Annotated in this window: 18 protein-coding genes and 3 pseudogenes; 15 read left to right on the top strand and 6 right to left on the bottom strand. The window is 69.8% G+C overall.

Annotated elements, in window-relative coordinates; all coding sequences use genetic code 11:
* Window positions 1-380: 380 nt before the first annotated feature.
* Both C7T91_RS17870 and C7T91_RS17875 read right to left on the bottom strand, forming a co-directional pair.
* A complete protein-coding gene (locus tag C7T91_RS17870; RefSeq protein ID WP_108260424.1) occupies window positions 381-545 on the bottom strand; it encodes an FAD-dependent oxidoreductase in 165 nt (54 codons plus the stop codon).
* Between the two features lie 13 nt (window positions 546-558).
* The gene (locus C7T91_RS17875) at window positions 559-1371 is read right to left on the bottom strand and encodes a sulfite exporter TauE/SafE family protein (protein ID WP_108260425.1); all 813 of its coding nucleotides are present in this window, start codon (window positions 1369-1371) and stop codon (window positions 559-561) included.
* A 271-nt stretch (window positions 1372-1642) separates the two neighbouring features.
* On the opposite strand from C7T91_RS17875, the gene rsxA reads away from it, so the two are divergent.
* Genes rsxA through C7T91_RS17910 form a run of 7 tightly spaced genes read left to right on the top strand, consistent with a single transcriptional unit; the run spans window position 1643 to window position 7106 of the window.
* Window positions 1643-2224, top strand: coding sequence for an electron transport complex subunit RsxA (rsxA, locus tag C7T91_RS17880; RefSeq protein ID WP_201742138.1), 582 nt, complete (start codon window positions 1643-1645; stop codon window positions 2222-2224).
* A 22-nt stretch (window positions 2225-2246) separates the two neighbouring features.
* Window positions 2247-2798 carry an RnfABCDGE type electron transport complex subunit B gene (locus tag C7T91_RS17885; protein ID WP_108260426.1) on the top strand — a complete coding sequence of 184 codons (552 nt, stop codon included), beginning with the start codon at window positions 2247-2249 and terminating at the stop codon, window positions 2796-2798.
* A 10-nt stretch (window positions 2799-2808) separates the two neighbouring features.
* The gene (gene rsxC, locus C7T91_RS17890) at window positions 2809-4410 is read left to right on the top strand and encodes an electron transport complex subunit RsxC (protein WP_108260427.1); all 1602 of its coding nucleotides are present in this window, start codon (window positions 2809-2811) and stop codon (window positions 4408-4410) included.
* Window positions 4407-5489, top strand: a complete 1083-nt coding sequence (locus C7T91_RS17895; RefSeq protein WP_108260428.1) for an RnfABCDGE type electron transport complex subunit D — start codon at window positions 4407-4409, stop codon at window positions 5487-5489. Before rsxC ends, C7T91_RS17895 begins: the two co-directional genes overlap by 4 nt.
* A complete protein-coding gene (gene rsxG / locus C7T91_RS17900; RefSeq protein ID WP_108260429.1) occupies window positions 5486-6121 on the top strand; it encodes an electron transport complex subunit RsxG in 636 nt (211 codons plus the stop codon). Before C7T91_RS17895 ends, rsxG begins: the two co-directional genes overlap by 4 nt.
* Window positions 6121-6846, top strand: coding sequence for an electron transport complex subunit E (locus tag C7T91_RS17905; protein WP_108260430.1), 726 nt, complete (start codon window positions 6121-6123; stop codon window positions 6844-6846). Before rsxG ends, C7T91_RS17905 begins: the two co-directional genes overlap by 1 nt.
* Entirely contained in the window at window positions 6843-7106 is a 264-nt protein-coding gene (locus C7T91_RS17910) for an RnfH family protein (protein ID WP_108260431.1), read from the top strand. Before C7T91_RS17905 ends, C7T91_RS17910 begins: the two co-directional genes overlap by 4 nt.
* A gap of 107 nt (window positions 7107-7213) precedes the next feature.
* Here C7T91_RS17910 and C7T91_RS17915 read toward each other — a convergent pair whose 3' ends face one another.
* Window positions 7214-7696: an ATP-binding cassette domain-containing protein gene (locus C7T91_RS17915; RefSeq protein ID WP_108260432.1), complete on the bottom strand. Its 483-nt coding sequence runs from the start codon at window positions 7694-7696 to the stop codon at window positions 7214-7216.
* On the opposite strand from C7T91_RS17915, the gene C7T91_RS31705 reads away from it, so the two are divergent.
* The 5 genes from C7T91_RS31705 to C7T91_RS17935 all read left to right on the top strand — a co-directional run bounded on the left by C7T91_RS31705 (window position 7672) and on the right by C7T91_RS17935 (window position 11082).
* Complete coding sequence (locus C7T91_RS31705) at window positions 7672-7854, top strand: hypothetical protein (protein ID WP_145962929.1); 183 nt, start codon at window positions 7672-7674, stop codon at window positions 7852-7854. The genes C7T91_RS17915 and C7T91_RS31705 overlap by 25 nt on opposite strands.
* 87 nt (window positions 7855-7941) lie before the next feature.
* Window positions 7942-8790, top strand: coding sequence for a UDP-2,3-diacylglucosamine diphosphatase (locus C7T91_RS17920; protein ID WP_108260433.1), 849 nt, complete (start codon window positions 7942-7944; stop codon window positions 8788-8790).
* A gap of 20 nt (window positions 8791-8810) precedes the next feature.
* Window positions 8811-10040 carry a DUF3419 family protein gene (locus tag C7T91_RS17925; RefSeq protein WP_108260434.1) on the top strand — a complete coding sequence of 410 codons (1230 nt, stop codon included), beginning with the start codon at window positions 8811-8813 and terminating at the stop codon, window positions 10038-10040.
* An 8-nt stretch (window positions 10041-10048) separates the two neighbouring features.
* Complete coding sequence (locus C7T91_RS17930) at window positions 10049-10708, top strand: class I SAM-dependent methyltransferase (RefSeq protein WP_108260435.1); 660 nt, start codon at window positions 10049-10051, stop codon at window positions 10706-10708.
* The gene (locus tag C7T91_RS17935; protein WP_108260436.1) at window positions 10705-11082 is read left to right on the top strand and encodes a VOC family protein; all 378 of its coding nucleotides are present in this window, start codon (window positions 10705-10707) and stop codon (window positions 11080-11082) included. Before C7T91_RS17930 ends, C7T91_RS17935 begins: the two co-directional genes overlap by 4 nt.
* A gap of 8 nt (window positions 11083-11090) precedes the next feature.
* Here the strand turns inward: C7T91_RS17935 and ccoS are convergent, their stop codons facing one another.
* Window positions 11091-11252: a cbb3-type cytochrome oxidase assembly protein CcoS gene (gene ccoS, locus C7T91_RS17940; protein ID WP_108260437.1), complete on the bottom strand. Its 162-nt coding sequence runs from the start codon at window positions 11250-11252 to the stop codon at window positions 11091-11093.
* Window positions 11253-11789: pseudogene (locus C7T91_RS17945) on the bottom strand (HAD-IC family P-type ATPase); the annotation flags it as partial. It lies immediately after the preceding gene.
* Window positions 11790-12372: 583 nt separating this feature from the next.
* Between C7T91_RS17945 and C7T91_RS39650 the strand changes: the two are divergent.
* Window positions 12373-12540, top strand: a pseudogene (locus C7T91_RS39650) (ATP-binding protein); the annotation flags it as partial.
* Window positions 12541-12649: 109 nt separating this feature from the next.
* Window positions 12650-12964 (top strand): annotated as a pseudogene (locus tag C7T91_RS17955) (NADH-quinone oxidoreductase subunit B family protein); the annotation flags it as partial.
* Between the two features lie 9 nt (window positions 12965-12973).
* Here C7T91_RS17955 and C7T91_RS17960 read toward each other — a convergent pair.
* The gene (locus C7T91_RS17960; RefSeq protein WP_108260439.1) at window positions 12974-14098 is read right to left on the bottom strand and encodes an NADH:flavin oxidoreductase; all 1125 of its coding nucleotides are present in this window, start codon (window positions 14096-14098) and stop codon (window positions 12974-12976) included.
* A 103-nt stretch (window positions 14099-14201) separates the two neighbouring features.
* Between C7T91_RS17960 and C7T91_RS17965 the strand changes: the two genes are divergently transcribed.
* Window positions 14202-14579 carry a winged helix-turn-helix transcriptional regulator gene (locus C7T91_RS17965; RefSeq protein WP_108260440.1) on the top strand — a complete coding sequence of 126 codons (378 nt, stop codon included), beginning with the start codon at window positions 14202-14204 and terminating at the stop codon, window positions 14577-14579.
* Window positions 14580-14606: the final 27 nt, after the last annotated feature.

The raw sequence follows: 14606 nt of genomic DNA on the forward strand, positions 1-14606 counted from the left end.
CGCCGCACCCGCAGCGGCTTGACGATCGACCCGGAGAACGCCCGGCCCCTGCACAGCTGGATGCGTCCTGCCGGGGCGCGGGCAAGATCGCCCTCCGGACCGCGGCACGGACCGCGCACATTGCCTTGATCCGCCCGCCCGTGAGCGCAGACATGCGGCGCCCCGGGCGGCGAGCGCGGAGAAACCCCGGGAGCCCGGCATTGTTGCAGGAGTCTGCGTCGGGGCGTGATGCCCCTTTCCCCATCTGAGGTCAGGCCACGCGTTCGATCCCGGAGGTGCCGGGGGCCTTGAAGCGGTTCATCAATGAGCGGCAAGCGCCATTGGTCCGAGCGCAGCCGCGAATGATGCGGATATGGATTTCGGCGGTCTGGCGGTCGGGGTTAGGGCTCGGCCGCCTCGGCCTGGATCAGCCCGGCATTGCCGTGGCTCGTGCCCTCGCCCGGCCAGAGCCGGTCGATCACGGTGACGTCGCGGCCCCGTGCCTGCAGCGCCAGCGCCGCGCCGATCCCCGCCATGCCCGCCCCGATGACCGCGATCTGCGCCATGTCCGCCCGTCCCTCAGCCGATGATGCCCTTCCTGAGCATGTTGCCCGCAAGAACGAGGATCGTCAGTGCGAAAACCAGCCGCAGCCGTTCGGGGCTGAGCCGGTGCGCCAGTTTCACGCCGAAGGGCACGGTCAGCAGCGTCATGCCGGTGATCAGCAGCACCGAGGGCAGGTTGACATAGCCGATGGTCAGGGGCGGCTTGTCGGCAATCCCCCAGCCGGTGGCCAGGAAGGTGCCGAAGGCCGGGATCGAGATCAGCAGGCCGAAGCCCGGCGAGGTGCCGACCGCGCGGTGCGGCGGCACCGAATAGGCGGTCAGCAAGGGCACGGTGAAGGAGCCGCCGCCGATCCCCATCAGCGCCGAGAAAAAACCGATCAGCGCGCCGTAGAACCCGCCCAGCCAGCGCCCCGGCAGCGTCTCGGCGATCCGCCAGCTGCGCCGGCCCAGCAGCATGTAGAGCCCGAGCGTCACGCCGATCGCACCGAACACGACCTGCAGCTGCTGCGAGCGCAGCGCCGCGGCGGCGAAGACCCCGAGGATGGCGCCGGCCGCGATGAACGGCCCCCAGCCGCGGATCAGCGCGATGTCGACCGCGCCGCGCTTGGCATGCGAGGTGACGGAGCGCAGCGAGGTGAAGATGATCGTTCCGGTCGAGGTGGCGACGCAGATCTGCATCAGCTGCGCCGGTTCGTAGCCGAGCGCGTGGAAGGCATGGAAGAAGGCCGGGACCAGGATGATCCCGCCGCCGACGCCCAACAGCCCCGAGATCACCCCGGCCACGGCGCCGGCCGCGGCAATGGTGGCGGCGAGGATCACGAGGTCCATCGGCGGACCTCCTCTGGGCGGCGGCAGTCATTGGGCATGGCGGTCCTCGTCAGGCGTGCGGCGGCTCCGGAGGCGCGGCCGGGCGGCGCTCCGGAGAAAGTCGCCCCGTCCTACACAGCCCCCCGGAAGCAATCGACCGCAAACACGCCGGCGCAGGGCGCCCATGCACCCTCTCCCCCGGCGGGGGAGAGGGAGTCCGCGCGCGGCAGGCGGATGGCACGCCGCATGCTCGGGTCCCTGCGAACCGCGCCCTGTCCCGCTAGGAGAGCCGATGGAAGCCTATCTGATGATCCTCCTGGGCACTGCCCTCGTGAACAATGCCGTCTTGGTGAAATTCCTCGGGCTCTGCCCGTTCATGGGCGTGTCGCGCAAGCTCGATGCCGCGATCGGCATGGGACTGGCGACGACATTCGTGCTGACGCTGGCCGCCGCCTGTTCCTGGGCGGTGGAGACGCTGCTGCTGCAGCCCCTGGGCCTCGGCTTCCTGCGCATCCTGTCCTTCATCGTGGTGATCGCGGCCATCGTGCAGTTCACCGAGGTCGTGATCCGCAAGGTCAGCCCGTCGCTCTACCGCAGCCTCGGCATCTACCTGCCCTTGATCACCACCAATTGCGCCGTGCTGGGCGTGGCGCTGCTGAACATCCAGGAGCGCCACGATTTCGCGGAGTCGCTGCTCTACGGCTTCGGCTCGGCGGCGGGCTTCACCCTCGTCATGGTGATCTTCGCCGGGATGCGCGAGCGCATGGCCCGCACCGCCGTTCCGGGGCCGTTCCAGGGTCCGCCCATCGCCTTCGTCGCCGCCGGTCTCCTGTCCATGGCCTTCATGGGCTTCGCCGGTCTTGCCGCCAACTGAGGGCCAATTGAGGGATAGACACATGATCGCAGCCATTGCCTCCATGTCCGCGCTCGGCCTCGGCCTCGGCGTCGTGCTCGGCGCCGCCGCGCGGAAATTCCATGTCGAGACGCCGCCCATCGTCGACGAGATCGAAGGGGCGCTGCCCGGCACCAATTGCGGCCAGTGTTCCTTTCCGGGCTGCCGCGGCGCCGCCGAGGCGGTGGCCGGTGGGGCGGCGCCGGTGACGCTGTGTCCGCCGGGCGGGCGCGAGACCGCGCTGAAGCTCGCCGGCATCATGGGGGTCGATTGCGGCGGCGGCGCCGATGCGGGCGGCTTTGCCGAAGCCGAGCCGCTGGTCGCCTTCATCTTCGAGGATCACTGCACCGGCTGCACCAAATGCTTCAAGCGTTGCCCGACCGACGCGATCATCGGCGCGGCCAAGCAGATCCACACGGTGGTCAACGATGCCTGCATCGGCTGCGAGGCCTGCGCCGAAGTCTGCCCGACCGAGGCGATCATCCTGCGCGGCAAGCCGCGCTCCTTGCGCAACTGGCACTGGCCGAAACCCGGCGCCTTCGATCCGGCAGCATGAGGATCAGGACATGAAGCTTTTCTCCCTGGACGCCCTGAAACGCTCCGCCGGCGTCTTTGCCATCAAGGGCGGCATCCATCCCGAGACCCGCAAGTACCTGACCGCCGAATGCACGGTGGAGAAGATGCCGGTGCCCGCCATCCTGCGCGTGCCCTTGCAGCAGCATATCGGCGCCCAGGCCGAGCCGCTGGTCCAGCGCGGCGACCATGTGCTGAAGGGCCAGCTGATCGGCAAGGCGCGCGGTCCGGTCTCCGCCAATGTCCATGCGCCGACTTCCGGCAGGGTGCTGGCCGTCGGCATGTTCGCCGCGCCGCATCCCAGCGGACTGCCGGTGATGACGGTGACCATCCGCCCGGACGGCAGGGATGAATGGGGCCCGCGCCTGCCGCGCCTGCGTCCCGAGGCGGCCAGCGCGGAGCAGATCGCCGACCGCGTGCTGGAGGCGGGCATCGTCGGCATGGGCGGAGCGACCTTCCCGGCGGCGGTCAAGCTGAGGCTCGGCCAGAAATACGACCTGCACACGCTGGTGATCAACGCCGCCGAATGCGAGCCCTACCTGACCTGCGACGACCGGCTCCTGCGCGAGCGGGCCGAGGAGGTGGTCGACGGCATCGCGATGATGGCAAAGGCGCTCGGTGCCGGGCGGGCCATCGTCGCCATCGAGGCGAACAAGCCGAAGGCCATCGCCGAGATGCGCCGCCATATCTTCGCCGCCGCCCCCGAGGCCGAGGTGCGCGCGGTGCCGGTGCTCTATCCGATGGGCTCGGAAAAGCATCTGGTGCGCGCGGTGCTGGGGCTGGAGACGCCGGCCCGGGCGCTGACCGCCGAGCTGGGCGTGATCGTCCACAATGCCGCCACGGCGCATGCCGTCCACAAGGCGGTGCGCTATGGCGAGCCGCTGATCAGCCGCTTCCTGACCGTGTCGGGCCGCGGCGTGGCGACCCCGAAGAACCTCGAGGTGATGATCGGCACGCCGGTCTCGGATATCCTCGCATTCTGCGGCGGGCTGAAGGGCGAGCCGGACCGGCTGCTGCTCGGCGGGCCGATGATGGGGATGCCGATCCGCTCGGTGCGGGTGCCGGTGATCAAGGGAACCAACGGCGTGCTGGCGCTCGACCGCTCCGAGACGCGGCCGCGGCAATCGATGCCCTGCATCCGCTGCGCGGGCTGCGTCACGGCCTGTCCCTGCGGGCTGGCGCCCCTGGAGCTGCAGGCGCGGATCGGCGCCGAGGATCTGGAGGGGGCGGTCGATATCGGGCTGATGGATTGCGTCGCCTGCGGGTCGTGCTCCTATGTCTGCCCGTCGAACATCCCGCTGGTGCAGAGCTTCAACTACGCCAAGGGCAAGCTCGCCGTGCTGCAGGGCCGCAAGCATCAGCAGGAGGAGACCAGGCGCCTCGCCGAGGCCAGGAAGGCGCGCGAGGAGGCCGTCGCCGAAGCCAAGCGCAAGGCGATGGAGAAGCACAAGGCAGCGCAGGCCGCCAGGAAGAAGGCGGCGGGGGAGAAGAAGCGCAGGGAAGCCGAGGCCGCCGCGCAGGCAGACGCCGGGGAGGCTCCGGCTGTTCCGCCGGAGCGGGACGGCGCCAGCGAACCGAGGGAGGCCGCAGAATGACCGCCGGACATGCCATCGTCTCGGGGCCGCATGCCCATTCGCGCCTGACCGTCGGCAACACGATGGTCATGGTGATGATCTGCCTCTTGCCCGCGACCGGCATGGGGTTCTACCAGTTCGGCTGGCCGGCGGTGCTGCTCTTCGCGGTGACGGTGGCCAGCGCCGTGGGCTTCGAGGCGGCCTGCCTGATGATCGCGCGGCGTCCGTTGGAGCGGTTCCTGTTCGATGGCTCGGCGGTGCTCACGGGCTGGCTCCTGGCGATGACCCTGCCGCCCTGGGCGCCCTGGTGGGTCGGGGTCACCGGCAGCTTCATCGCCATCGTCATCGCCAAGCAGGTCTTCGGCGGGCTGGGCCAGAACCTGTTCAACCCCGCCATGGTCGCCCGCGCCATGCTGCTGATCGCGCTGCCGGTGCAGCTGACCACCTGGGTGCTGCCGCTCCCCGCGGGCACGGCGGAGGCGCCGTCGCTCCACGAGGCGCTGGCGATCACCTTCGGGGCGGCGCCTCAGATCGACGCCTATACCGGCGCCTCGACCTTGGGCTTCGTCACCGCGCAGCTCGGCGGCGGCGCGACGCTGGAGACGATCATGCCGCAGACTTTCAGCCTGCATGACCTCTTCCTCGGCCATGTCGCGGGGAGCCTCGGCGAGACTTCGGCGGCGATGCTGCTGGCGGGCGGCGTGCTGCTGATCCTGACCCGCGTCATCACCTGGCATGTCCCGGTCTCGCTGCTGGGCGGGGCGGCGATGCTCTCGGGCGCGCTCTGGCTGGCCGACCCGGCGCAGTTTCCCTCGCCGGCCTGGCATCTGAGTTCCGGCGCGATGATGCTCTGCGCCTTCTTCATCGCCACCGATTACGTCACCTCGCCGCTGACGCTGACGGGCCAGCTGATCTACGGCGCCATGACCGGCGTTCTGATCGTGCTGATCCGCACCTTCGGCAGCTTCCCCGAGGGCGCGGCCTTCGCCGTGCTGCTGATGAATGCCTGCACGCCGCTTCTCGACCATTACATCCGTCCGCGCATCTTCGGCCGCGACCGCAAGGGCCGTCCGCTCTTGATCAAGGGAGACCAGGCATGAACGCGCTGACTGCAAGGCTGTCGGCCTTCCGCGGGGCGCCTGTGGCCCATGGCGTGCTGCTCGGGCTCTTCGCGCTCGTCACAGCGCTGGTGCTGGCGATCTCGGACGAGCTGACCCGCGGGCCGATCGCCGCGCGTGCCGCCGAGGATTTGAACGCCTCTCTGGTGCAGGTGATCCCGGATAACATCCATGACAACGACCTGGCCAGCGGCCGGATCGAGGTGATGGACGGTGGGACGCCGGTCACCGTCTATCAGGCGACGGCGGCGGGCGCGGTGACCGGCGCCGCCTTCGAACGGACGGGCCAAGGCTATGGCGGGGCGATCAAGGTGCTGATCGGCATCGATCCCGCGGGCGGCATCCTCGGCGTGCGGGTCCTGGCCCATGCCGAGACGCCCGGTCTCGGCGACAAGATCGAGACGGCGAAAGCGGACTGGATCCTCGGCTTCGGGGGAAGGTCGCTCGAAGACCCCGCGCCGGAGCGCTGGAAGGTGAAGCGCGACGGCGGCGAATTCGACCAGTTCTCGGGCGCCACGATCACCCCGCGCGCCGTGGTGGCGGCGGTGAAATCCGGGCTCGAGTTCTTCGCCGCCCACAGGGACGACATCCTGACGCCGAAGGAGGACAGCTGATGCCGGTCTACCGACAGATCGCCCGCAACGGGCTCTGGGACAACAACATCGTCTTCGGCCAGCTCTTGGCGCTCTGCCCGCTGCTGGCCGTCACCGGGACGGCGACCAACGGGCTCGGCATGGGCCTCGCCACGCTGGCCGTTCTGGTGCTGTCGGGGCTGGCGGTGTCGCTCTGCCGGGGCGCGATCACGCCCGAGATCCGCATCCCGGCCTTCGTGCTGATCATTGCCTGCATCGTGACGGTGGTCGACATGGCGCTGAATGCCTGGCTGCATGACCTGCACAAGGTGCTGGGCCTCTTCATCCCGCTGATCGTCACCAATTGCGCGATCCTCGGCCGGGCCGAGGCCTTCGCCTCGCGCCGGGGGCCGCTGCAATCGGCCTTCGACGGGCTGATGATGGGGGCGGGCTTCACGCTTGCGCTCGTGCTGCTCGGCGCGGCGCGGGAAATCCTAGGCTCAGGCACGATCTTCGCCAATGCCGATGTCCTGCTCGGCCCGGCCTTCGGTTTCCTCGAACAGGTGCTGATCCCGGATTACGGCGGCTTCCTGATCCTGGTCCTGCCGCCCGGCGGCTTCATCATGCTGGGGCTCCTGCTGGCGCTGAAGGCGGTGCTCGACAGACGCGCCGCGGACCGGGCCGGCGATCCGCTCGACGCGCGCATCGAGAAGGTCTTCACCGCCGCGGGCGTCCTCGAGCCCGGTGCAGAAGGAGAGAACGCATGAATGTCGGTGTCGCCTTTGCCAAGCAGTCGGCCCAGGTCTGGATCAGGATCGAAGTGCCGGACGGATCGACCGTGCGCGAGGTGATCGAGCGCTCGGGGCTGCTGGCGCAGTTCCCCGAGATCGATCTGGAGGTCAACAAGGTCGGCATCTTCGGCGCGGTCGCCAAGCTCGACAAGCCGGTGAAAGAGGGCGACCGGGTGGAGATCTACCGCCCAATCCATCCGGAGGCCGAGCTTCTCGACCGCAAAGGCGCCCGCTAGGCGCCATGCCGGTGCCGGCGCGGCGGAGTCTGCACGGAAACAGCGGCGCTCCTCCGGCGGCGGTCTCTCTGCCTCGGGCGGCGGGACCGGAGCAGGCCCGGACCCGCTCAGGCGGCCGGGTCGAGGAAATGCAGCTCTTCCGGGGGCACGTGGAAGGTGACCGGCGCCCCCTCGGGGACCGTGCAGCGCGGCAGCATCAGCCGCTGCGCCAGCCCGCCGAGATCGAGCTCAAGTTCGGTCAGCGCGCCGTGGAAGATGCGCCGCGACAGCTGTCCGGACATCGTGTTGGCGATGCCCTCGCCCTCCAGCCCCTGTTCCGGGCGCCAGAACAGCGTGACATGCCGCGCCTCGGGGTCCTTGCCCGCGACCGAGAGCTCGCCCAGGGGCGTGCGAACGCTCCAGATCCCGGGGCCGGTCTCGCCCAGAACCTCGCCGGGGATCAGGTTCGCCGGACCGGTCAGCTCGGCGACGAAGCGGGTGCGCGGCGCGCGGTAGACCTCCTCGGTGCGGCCCTCCTGCAGGATCCGGCCGCCGTCCAGAACGCAGATCCGGTCGGCCAGGGCCAGTGCGGCAGCGGGGTCCGCCGGCACGCAGACCAGCGCGTGGCCGCGGTCCGCTCGAGCCCGAGCTGACGCCGCTGCTGCCCGCGCCCTTCCGGATCGACACGCTCTGCCTCGCCGGGGCCGACGAGGAGGACCGCTTCCATCTGATCGAGCGCATCCGGCTCACGGGGCGCCCCGAAAGCTGACCGCGCGGGGCCGGGCCGGCGGCAGCTTGCCGCCCCCACGGCCCTGTCATGCCCATGTTACCGAAGAGGTGTCTAGGGTCGGGCAAGATGACCCCAAGCGCCCCCCTCCCCGGCCGGCCCGCACGTTGCCGCACGCTGTTCGTCTCGGACATCCATCTGGGCACGCGCGGCTGCCAGGCCGACATGTTCCTCGATTTCCTCGGCCATGTGCAGGCCGACCGCATCTATCTGGTCGGCGACATTTTCGACGGCTGGCGGCTGAAGCGCGGCTGGCACTGGCCGCAGCCCCACAACAACGTCATCGAGGCGCTTCTGGCGCGCGCCCATCAGGGCGTCCCGGTGATCTACGTGCCCGGCAACCATGACGAGCTGATGCGCCGCTATCTCGGCACGCATTTCGGCGGCATCGAGGTGCGCGACGAGGACACCCATGTCACCGCCGACGGCCGCCGCCTGCTGGTGGTGCATGGCGACAAGTTCGACGTGGTGGTGATGAACGCCAAGTGGCTCGCCCATATCGGCGACTGGGCCTATACCGTCACGCTGCTGGCCAACACCTGGTACAACCGGCTGCGCCGCCTCTGGGGCGGGCAGTACTGGTCACTGTCGAACTGGGCCAAGCAGAGCGTCAAGCGGGCGGTCAACTTCATCGGCGATTTCGAGAAGGTGCTCGCCGAGGAGGCGCGGCGCGGCGGCTATGACGGCATCGTCTGCGGCCATATCCACAAGGCCGAGCTGACTCCCCTGGGCGACGTGCTCTACGCCAATTGCGGCGACTGGGTCGAAAGCTGCACCGGCATCATCGAGGACCATGACGGCCGGCTGCAGCTGGTCGACTGGGCCTGCGCCGTGCGCGAGCATGCCCGCGAGGCGCGCGACGGCGGGCGCAAGGCCAGGAAGAAGAAGAAACCGAAGAAGGCAAAGGCCGCCATCTGAGGCGGCACCGGGACACCGACATGACAGATCAGAGCTTCGCCCGCCGGCAGCTGAACGGCGCCGTCCACCAGAAATCCGCGCTCTCGGCCACCGGCGCGCTGGAACGGGTCTTCTCCAACCTCTTCACCGGCCTCGTCTATGCCCAGATCTGGGAGGACCCGGTGGTCGACATGGCGGCGCTTGAGCTCGGCCCCTCCGACCGGCTGGTCTGCATCGCCTCGGGCGGCTGCAACATGATGAGCTATCTCTCGACCGGGCTTGCGGGCGTCACGGCGGTCGATCTGAGCCCGGCCCATGTGGCGCTCAACCGGCTGAAGCTCGCCGCCGCGCAGGCCCTTCCCGACCACGCCGCCTTCTACGACTTCTTCGGCCATGCCGACCGCAAGGGCAATGCCGCGCTCTACGACCGCTGGATCGCGCCCGCGCTCGACGCGGAAAGCCGCGCCTTCTGGGAGGCCCGCCAGGGCCGGATGCGCCGCCGCATCGAGATGTTCGGCAACGGCTTCTACCGCTACGGCGTGCTCGGCCGGTTCATCGCCGCCGCGCATCTGGTCGCCGGGCTCGGCCGGGTCGATTTCCGCCCGCTCCTGGCCGCCAAGACGCTGGACGAGCAGCGGGACTTCTTCAATGCCGAGGTCGCGCCCCTGTTCGAGACCCGCGGCGTGCGCTTCCTTGCCCGGCGCCGCGCCTCGCTCTTCGGGCTCGGCATCCCGCCCGCGCAGTTCGACAAGCTGGCCGCGGACGGCGGCGGCGACATCGTGCCGGTCCTGCGCGAGCGCACCCGCAAGCTGATGTGCGATTTCCCGATCTCGGAGAACTACTTCGCCTGGGCCGCCTTCAACCGCGGCTACAAGGCGGACGGGACCGGCCCGGTGCCGCCCTATCTGATGGCGGAGAACTGGGAGGCGCTGCGCGCCGCCGCGCCGCGCGCCGAGGTGGCCAACCGCAACCTCACCGACATGCTGGCGGAGAAGCCCGATGCCAGCCAGGACGCCTATGTGCTGCTCGATGCGCAGGACTGGATGACCGACGGCCAGCTCAACGCCCTGTGGAGCCAGATCACCCGCACCGCCCGTCCCGGCGCGCGCGTGATCTTCCGCACCGGCGGCGCCCCTGACATCCTGCCCGGGCGGGTGGCGCCTGCGACGCTGGCGCGCTGGATTTCGGTCCCCGAGGAAGGCCATGCCTTCTGGCAGCAGGACCGCTCCGCCATCTATGGCGGCTTCCACAAATACACATTCCAAGGATAGCGCAGCGCATGCAGGAAGATCACGATCACGGCGACCTGATGGACCGCGTCTACCGGCACCAGGCGGCGATCTACGACCTGACGCGGAAATATTACCTGCTGGGGCGCGACCGGCTGATCGCGGATCTCGACGTGCCCGCCGAGGGCACCGTGCTGGAGATCGCCTGCGGCACCGGACGCAACCTGATCAAGATCGGCGACCGCTACCAGGACGCGCAGCTCTTCGGCATCGACATTTCCCGCAAGATGCTGCGCCAGGCCTCGAAGAACAGCTACCGCGCGGCAATGAACTGGCGGATCAGGTTCGCCAAGGCCGATGCCTGCAGCTTCGATCCCCAGATGACGCTGAAGCAGCCGCAATTCGACCGGATCGTGTTCAGCTACTGCCTGTCGATGATCCCCGACTGGGAAGCCGCGCTGGAGCACGCGGTGCCGATGCTGGCCCCCGGCGGGCGCATCCACATGGTCGATTTCGGCCTGCAGAGCGGCTTTCCCGGCGCCTTCGGCGGGCTGATGCGCTGGTGGCTGTCGAAATTCCACGTCACCCCGCGCCCGGACATGGCCGCGGCCTTCGCCCGGATCGCCGCGGCGCACGGGCTGGTGGCGGAGGTGCAGCCGCTCTACCGCGACTATGCGGTGATCGGCACGCTGGCGCGCCCGGCCGCATGATCGGCGCGCTCGACCACCTGGTGCTGACCACGGCGGACGAAGACGCCTGCGTCGCGTTCTACACCGGCGTCCTCGGCATGCGGCTCGAGACCTTCGGCACGGGCCGCCGCGCCTTCCGGTTCGGAAACCAGAAGATCAACCTGCATGTGAAGGGCCGCGAATTCGAGCCGAAGGCGCGGGTACCGCAGCCCGGATCGCTCGACCTGTGCTTCCTCGCCGACCGGCCGCTCGCCGAGGTGACGGCCGCGCTGGCGGCCGCTGGCATCCCTGTCGAGGAGGGCCCGGTGATGCGCACCGGCGCGACGGGACCGATCCGCTCGGTCTACCTGCGCGATCCCGACGGCAACCTGATCGAGATCTCGGAACCGGCCTGAGCCGCGGCTCAGTCGCCTTTCGGCTTGTCGTCATACTCGCCCGACAGGATGCGGCGGGCATCGCCCTCGGGGTCTTCGTACTGGTTCGAGCGCAGCGTCCAGAAGAAGGCCGCAAGCCCGACCGCGCCGAGCAGCAGCGAAGCCGGGATCAGGATTGCGAGGATTTCCATCTATCTCACTCTCAATGCGTTCAGCGAGACCGTGATCGAGCTCGCCGACATCGCCGCCGCCGCGATCAGCGGCGAGCAGAGCCCGGCCACCGCCAGCGGCACGGCGAGGACGTTGTAGACCGTCGCGATGCGGAAGTTTTCCCGGATGCGGCGCACCGCCTTGCGGGCCGTGGCCCGCGCTTCGGGCAGCGCCGACAGATCTGCATGCAGGAGCACCATGTCCGAGGCGACCCGCGCGGCTTCCAGCGCCGAGGCAGGCGAGACCGAAGCATGCGCCGAGGCCAGCGCCGCCGTGTCGTTGAGCCCGTCCCCGGCCATCAGCACCTTGGCCCCCTGCGCCGACAGTGCCTGGACATAGCCCGCCTTCTGTGCGGGAAGGATGCCCGCGCGCCAGTCGGCGATGCCCAGCTCCTCGGCAAGCGCCCGGACCGCCGGTTCCGCGTCGCCCGAGAGCAGATGCACCTGCAGCCCCTGCGCCTTCAGCCCTTCGACCGCTTCGCGCGCGCCGGGGCGCAGCCGGTCGCGGAGCGCCACCGGCGCGGTGCTGACCGGGCGGCCGCTGGGCGAGCTGCGCCGCGCCTATGGCGAGCTCGAGGCCAGCCACGAGGCGCTGAAACAGGCGCAGAGCCAGCTGGTGCGCAACGAAAAGATGGCCTCGCTCGGCCGGTTGCTCGCCGGGGTGGCGCATGAGCTGAACAACCCGATCAGTTTCGTCTATGCCAATTCCCACGCGCTCGGGAAATATGTCGGCCGGTTCGAGGAATATTTCGACCGCGTCCAGGACGGCGCCAGCCGCGAGGAGCTGATCGAGCTGCGCCAGAGGCTGCGGCTCGACCGCGACATCCGCAACATGCGCCACGCCATCGACGGCGCCCGCGACGGGGCCGAGCGGGTGCGCGACATCGTCGAGGACCTGCGCCGCCTGTCGGCGGAGGGCTCGGGCGAGATGGCGGTCTTCGATCTCGCCGATTGCGCGCGCACCGCGCTGCGCTGGATCGAGCGCGGCACCGAGCACAAGGTCGACGTGGTCTGGTCCGGTCCCGCGGCGCTGATGGCCAAGGGGCGGATGGGACATATCCAGCAGGTGATCATGAACCTCGTGCAGAATGCGGTCGATGCGATGGCCGGGACATCCGGGGCGCGGCTCGAGATGGCGCTGGCCAACGAGGGCGGCCGCGCCGTGCTGACCGTGCGCGACAACGGCCCCGGCATCGCGCCCGAGCACCGCTCGACCATCTTCGACCCGTTCTTCACGACCAAGGCGGTGGGGCAGGGGACCGGGCTCGGCCTGTCGATCTCGGCCAAGATCGCCGAGGAGCATGGCGGCGCGCTGGCGCTCGCGACGAGGGCGCGGGGGCCTGCTTCCGGCTGGAACTCGAAGCGGCGGAGGGCGCGGCATGAACATCCTATGGCTCCAGGCGGCCGGCTGCGGCGGCTGCACCATGTCGCTGCTCTGCGCCGAAAGCCCCGGGGTCTTCGATCTCTTCGACGGCGCGGGTCTGGAATTCCTCTGGCATCCGTCGCTTTCCGAGGCGACCGGGGCCGAGGTCCGCGCGCTGCTGGAGCGGGTCGAAACCGGCGAACTGCCGCTCGACATCCTCTGCGTCGAGGGCGCGGTCCTCACCGGGCCGAAGGGCACCGGGCGCTACCAGATGCTGGCGGGGACCGGGCGGCCGCTGCTCGACTGGGTGCGCAGCCTGGCGCCCCGCGCGGCCGGACGGTCAGGCCAGAACGCCGAGCGAAGCCGGGTTGAAGCCGCCGATTTCGCCGGCTGCGCCGCGCTTGACCTTCTCCGCCCAGGCGGCATCGGTCAGCAGCACCCGGCCGACCGCGATCAGGTCGAACTCGTCGCGCTCCATCCGCGCCACCAGCTTATCGAGCGGCGTCGCGCCCGAGCCCTCGCCGCGGAAGGCGCCGAAGAACTCGCCGTCGAGCCCGACCGAACCGACGCTGATCGTCGGCTTGCCCAGCAGCTTCTTGGTCCAGCCGGCGAAGTTCAGCCCCTCCCCGCCGTCGATCTCGGGGAATTCCGGCTCCCAGAAGCGGCGCTGCGAGCAGTGGAACACGTCCACGCCCGCATCCGCGAGCGGGCCGAGCCAGGCTTCGAGCGCGGCCGGGTCAGAGGCCAGCTTGACCTTGTAGTCCTGCTGCTTCCACTGGCTGACGCGCAGCAGCAGCGGGAAATCCGGGCCGACGGCAGCACGCACCGCCTTGACGATCTCGGCGGCGAAGCGCGCGCGCTCCGGCAGGGTCGCGCCGCCCCAGCGGTCGGTCCGCAGGTTGGTGCCCTCCCAGAAGAACTGGTCGATCAGGTAGCCATGCGCGCCGTGCAGCTCGGCCACGTCGAAGCCCAGCCGCTTGGCCTCCGCGGCGGCCGAGGCGAAGGCGGCGATCGTGTCGGCGATGTCCTCCTCGGTCATCTCGGTCCCGCGGCTGTCGCCCGGACCGACGAGGCCCGAGGGGCTTTCGACCGGCGCCTCCGGTTCCCACTCGCCGCCGCGGGTCGAGCCGGTATGCCAGATCTGCGGGCCGATCCGGCCGCCCGCGGCATGGACGGCATCGGCGACGACCTTCCAGCCGTCGAGCGCCGGGCCATGGAAGAACGGGATACCCGGCAGGTTGCGCGAGGCGGGACGGTCGACCACCGTGCCTTCGGTCAGGATCAGGCCCACCTCGCCCGCGGCGCGCTTGGCGTAATAGTCGGCATTCGCCGCGCCCGGGATGCCCTCGGGGGCCATGCCGCGGGTCATCGGCGCCATCACGATGCGGTTCTTCAGCTCCAGCCCGTTCAGGCGGAACGGACGGAACAGCACCTCGGTGCCGACGCTCACTTGGTCAAGGGACATTGCGATTCCTCTGGGATTGCTGCGTTGCAGCCAAGGTAACTTTCGGATACCTGGGTTCAAGAGGGCACCTTTTCCGCCCCAGGTCACTTCGAGGTAACCGCCCATGGACGGCACCTGCCAGATCACCTTCTCGGCCGGCTGCGGCTGCCGCGCGCTGTTCGACGAGATCGCCGACAAATGGTCGATGATGATCCTGACCGTGCTCGAAGGCACGCCGCACCGCTTCAACGAGCTGAAGCGCTGCCTCGAGGGCGTGTCGCAGAAATCCCTGACCCATGCGCTGCGCAAGCTCGAGCGCAACGGGCTGGTCTCGCGGGAGGTGCTCGACACGTCGCCGGTTTCGGTGCGCTATGACCTGACCAATCTCGGCCGCTCGCTGCTGCCGCCCTTCAAGGCGCTCTACCGCTGGACCTGGGACAGCCTCCCGCAGGTCGAGGCCGCCCGCGCCGCCTATGACGCGCGGACCGCGCCCCAGCCCTGAACGCGCGCGGAATCGCGCCTGACGGGC

Origin of the sequence: Mangrovicoccus ximenensis (assembly GCF_003056725.1) — a bacterium.
GTDB classification, from domain to species: Bacteria; Pseudomonadota; Alphaproteobacteria; order Rhodobacterales; family Rhodobacteraceae; genus Mangrovicoccus; species Mangrovicoccus ximenensis.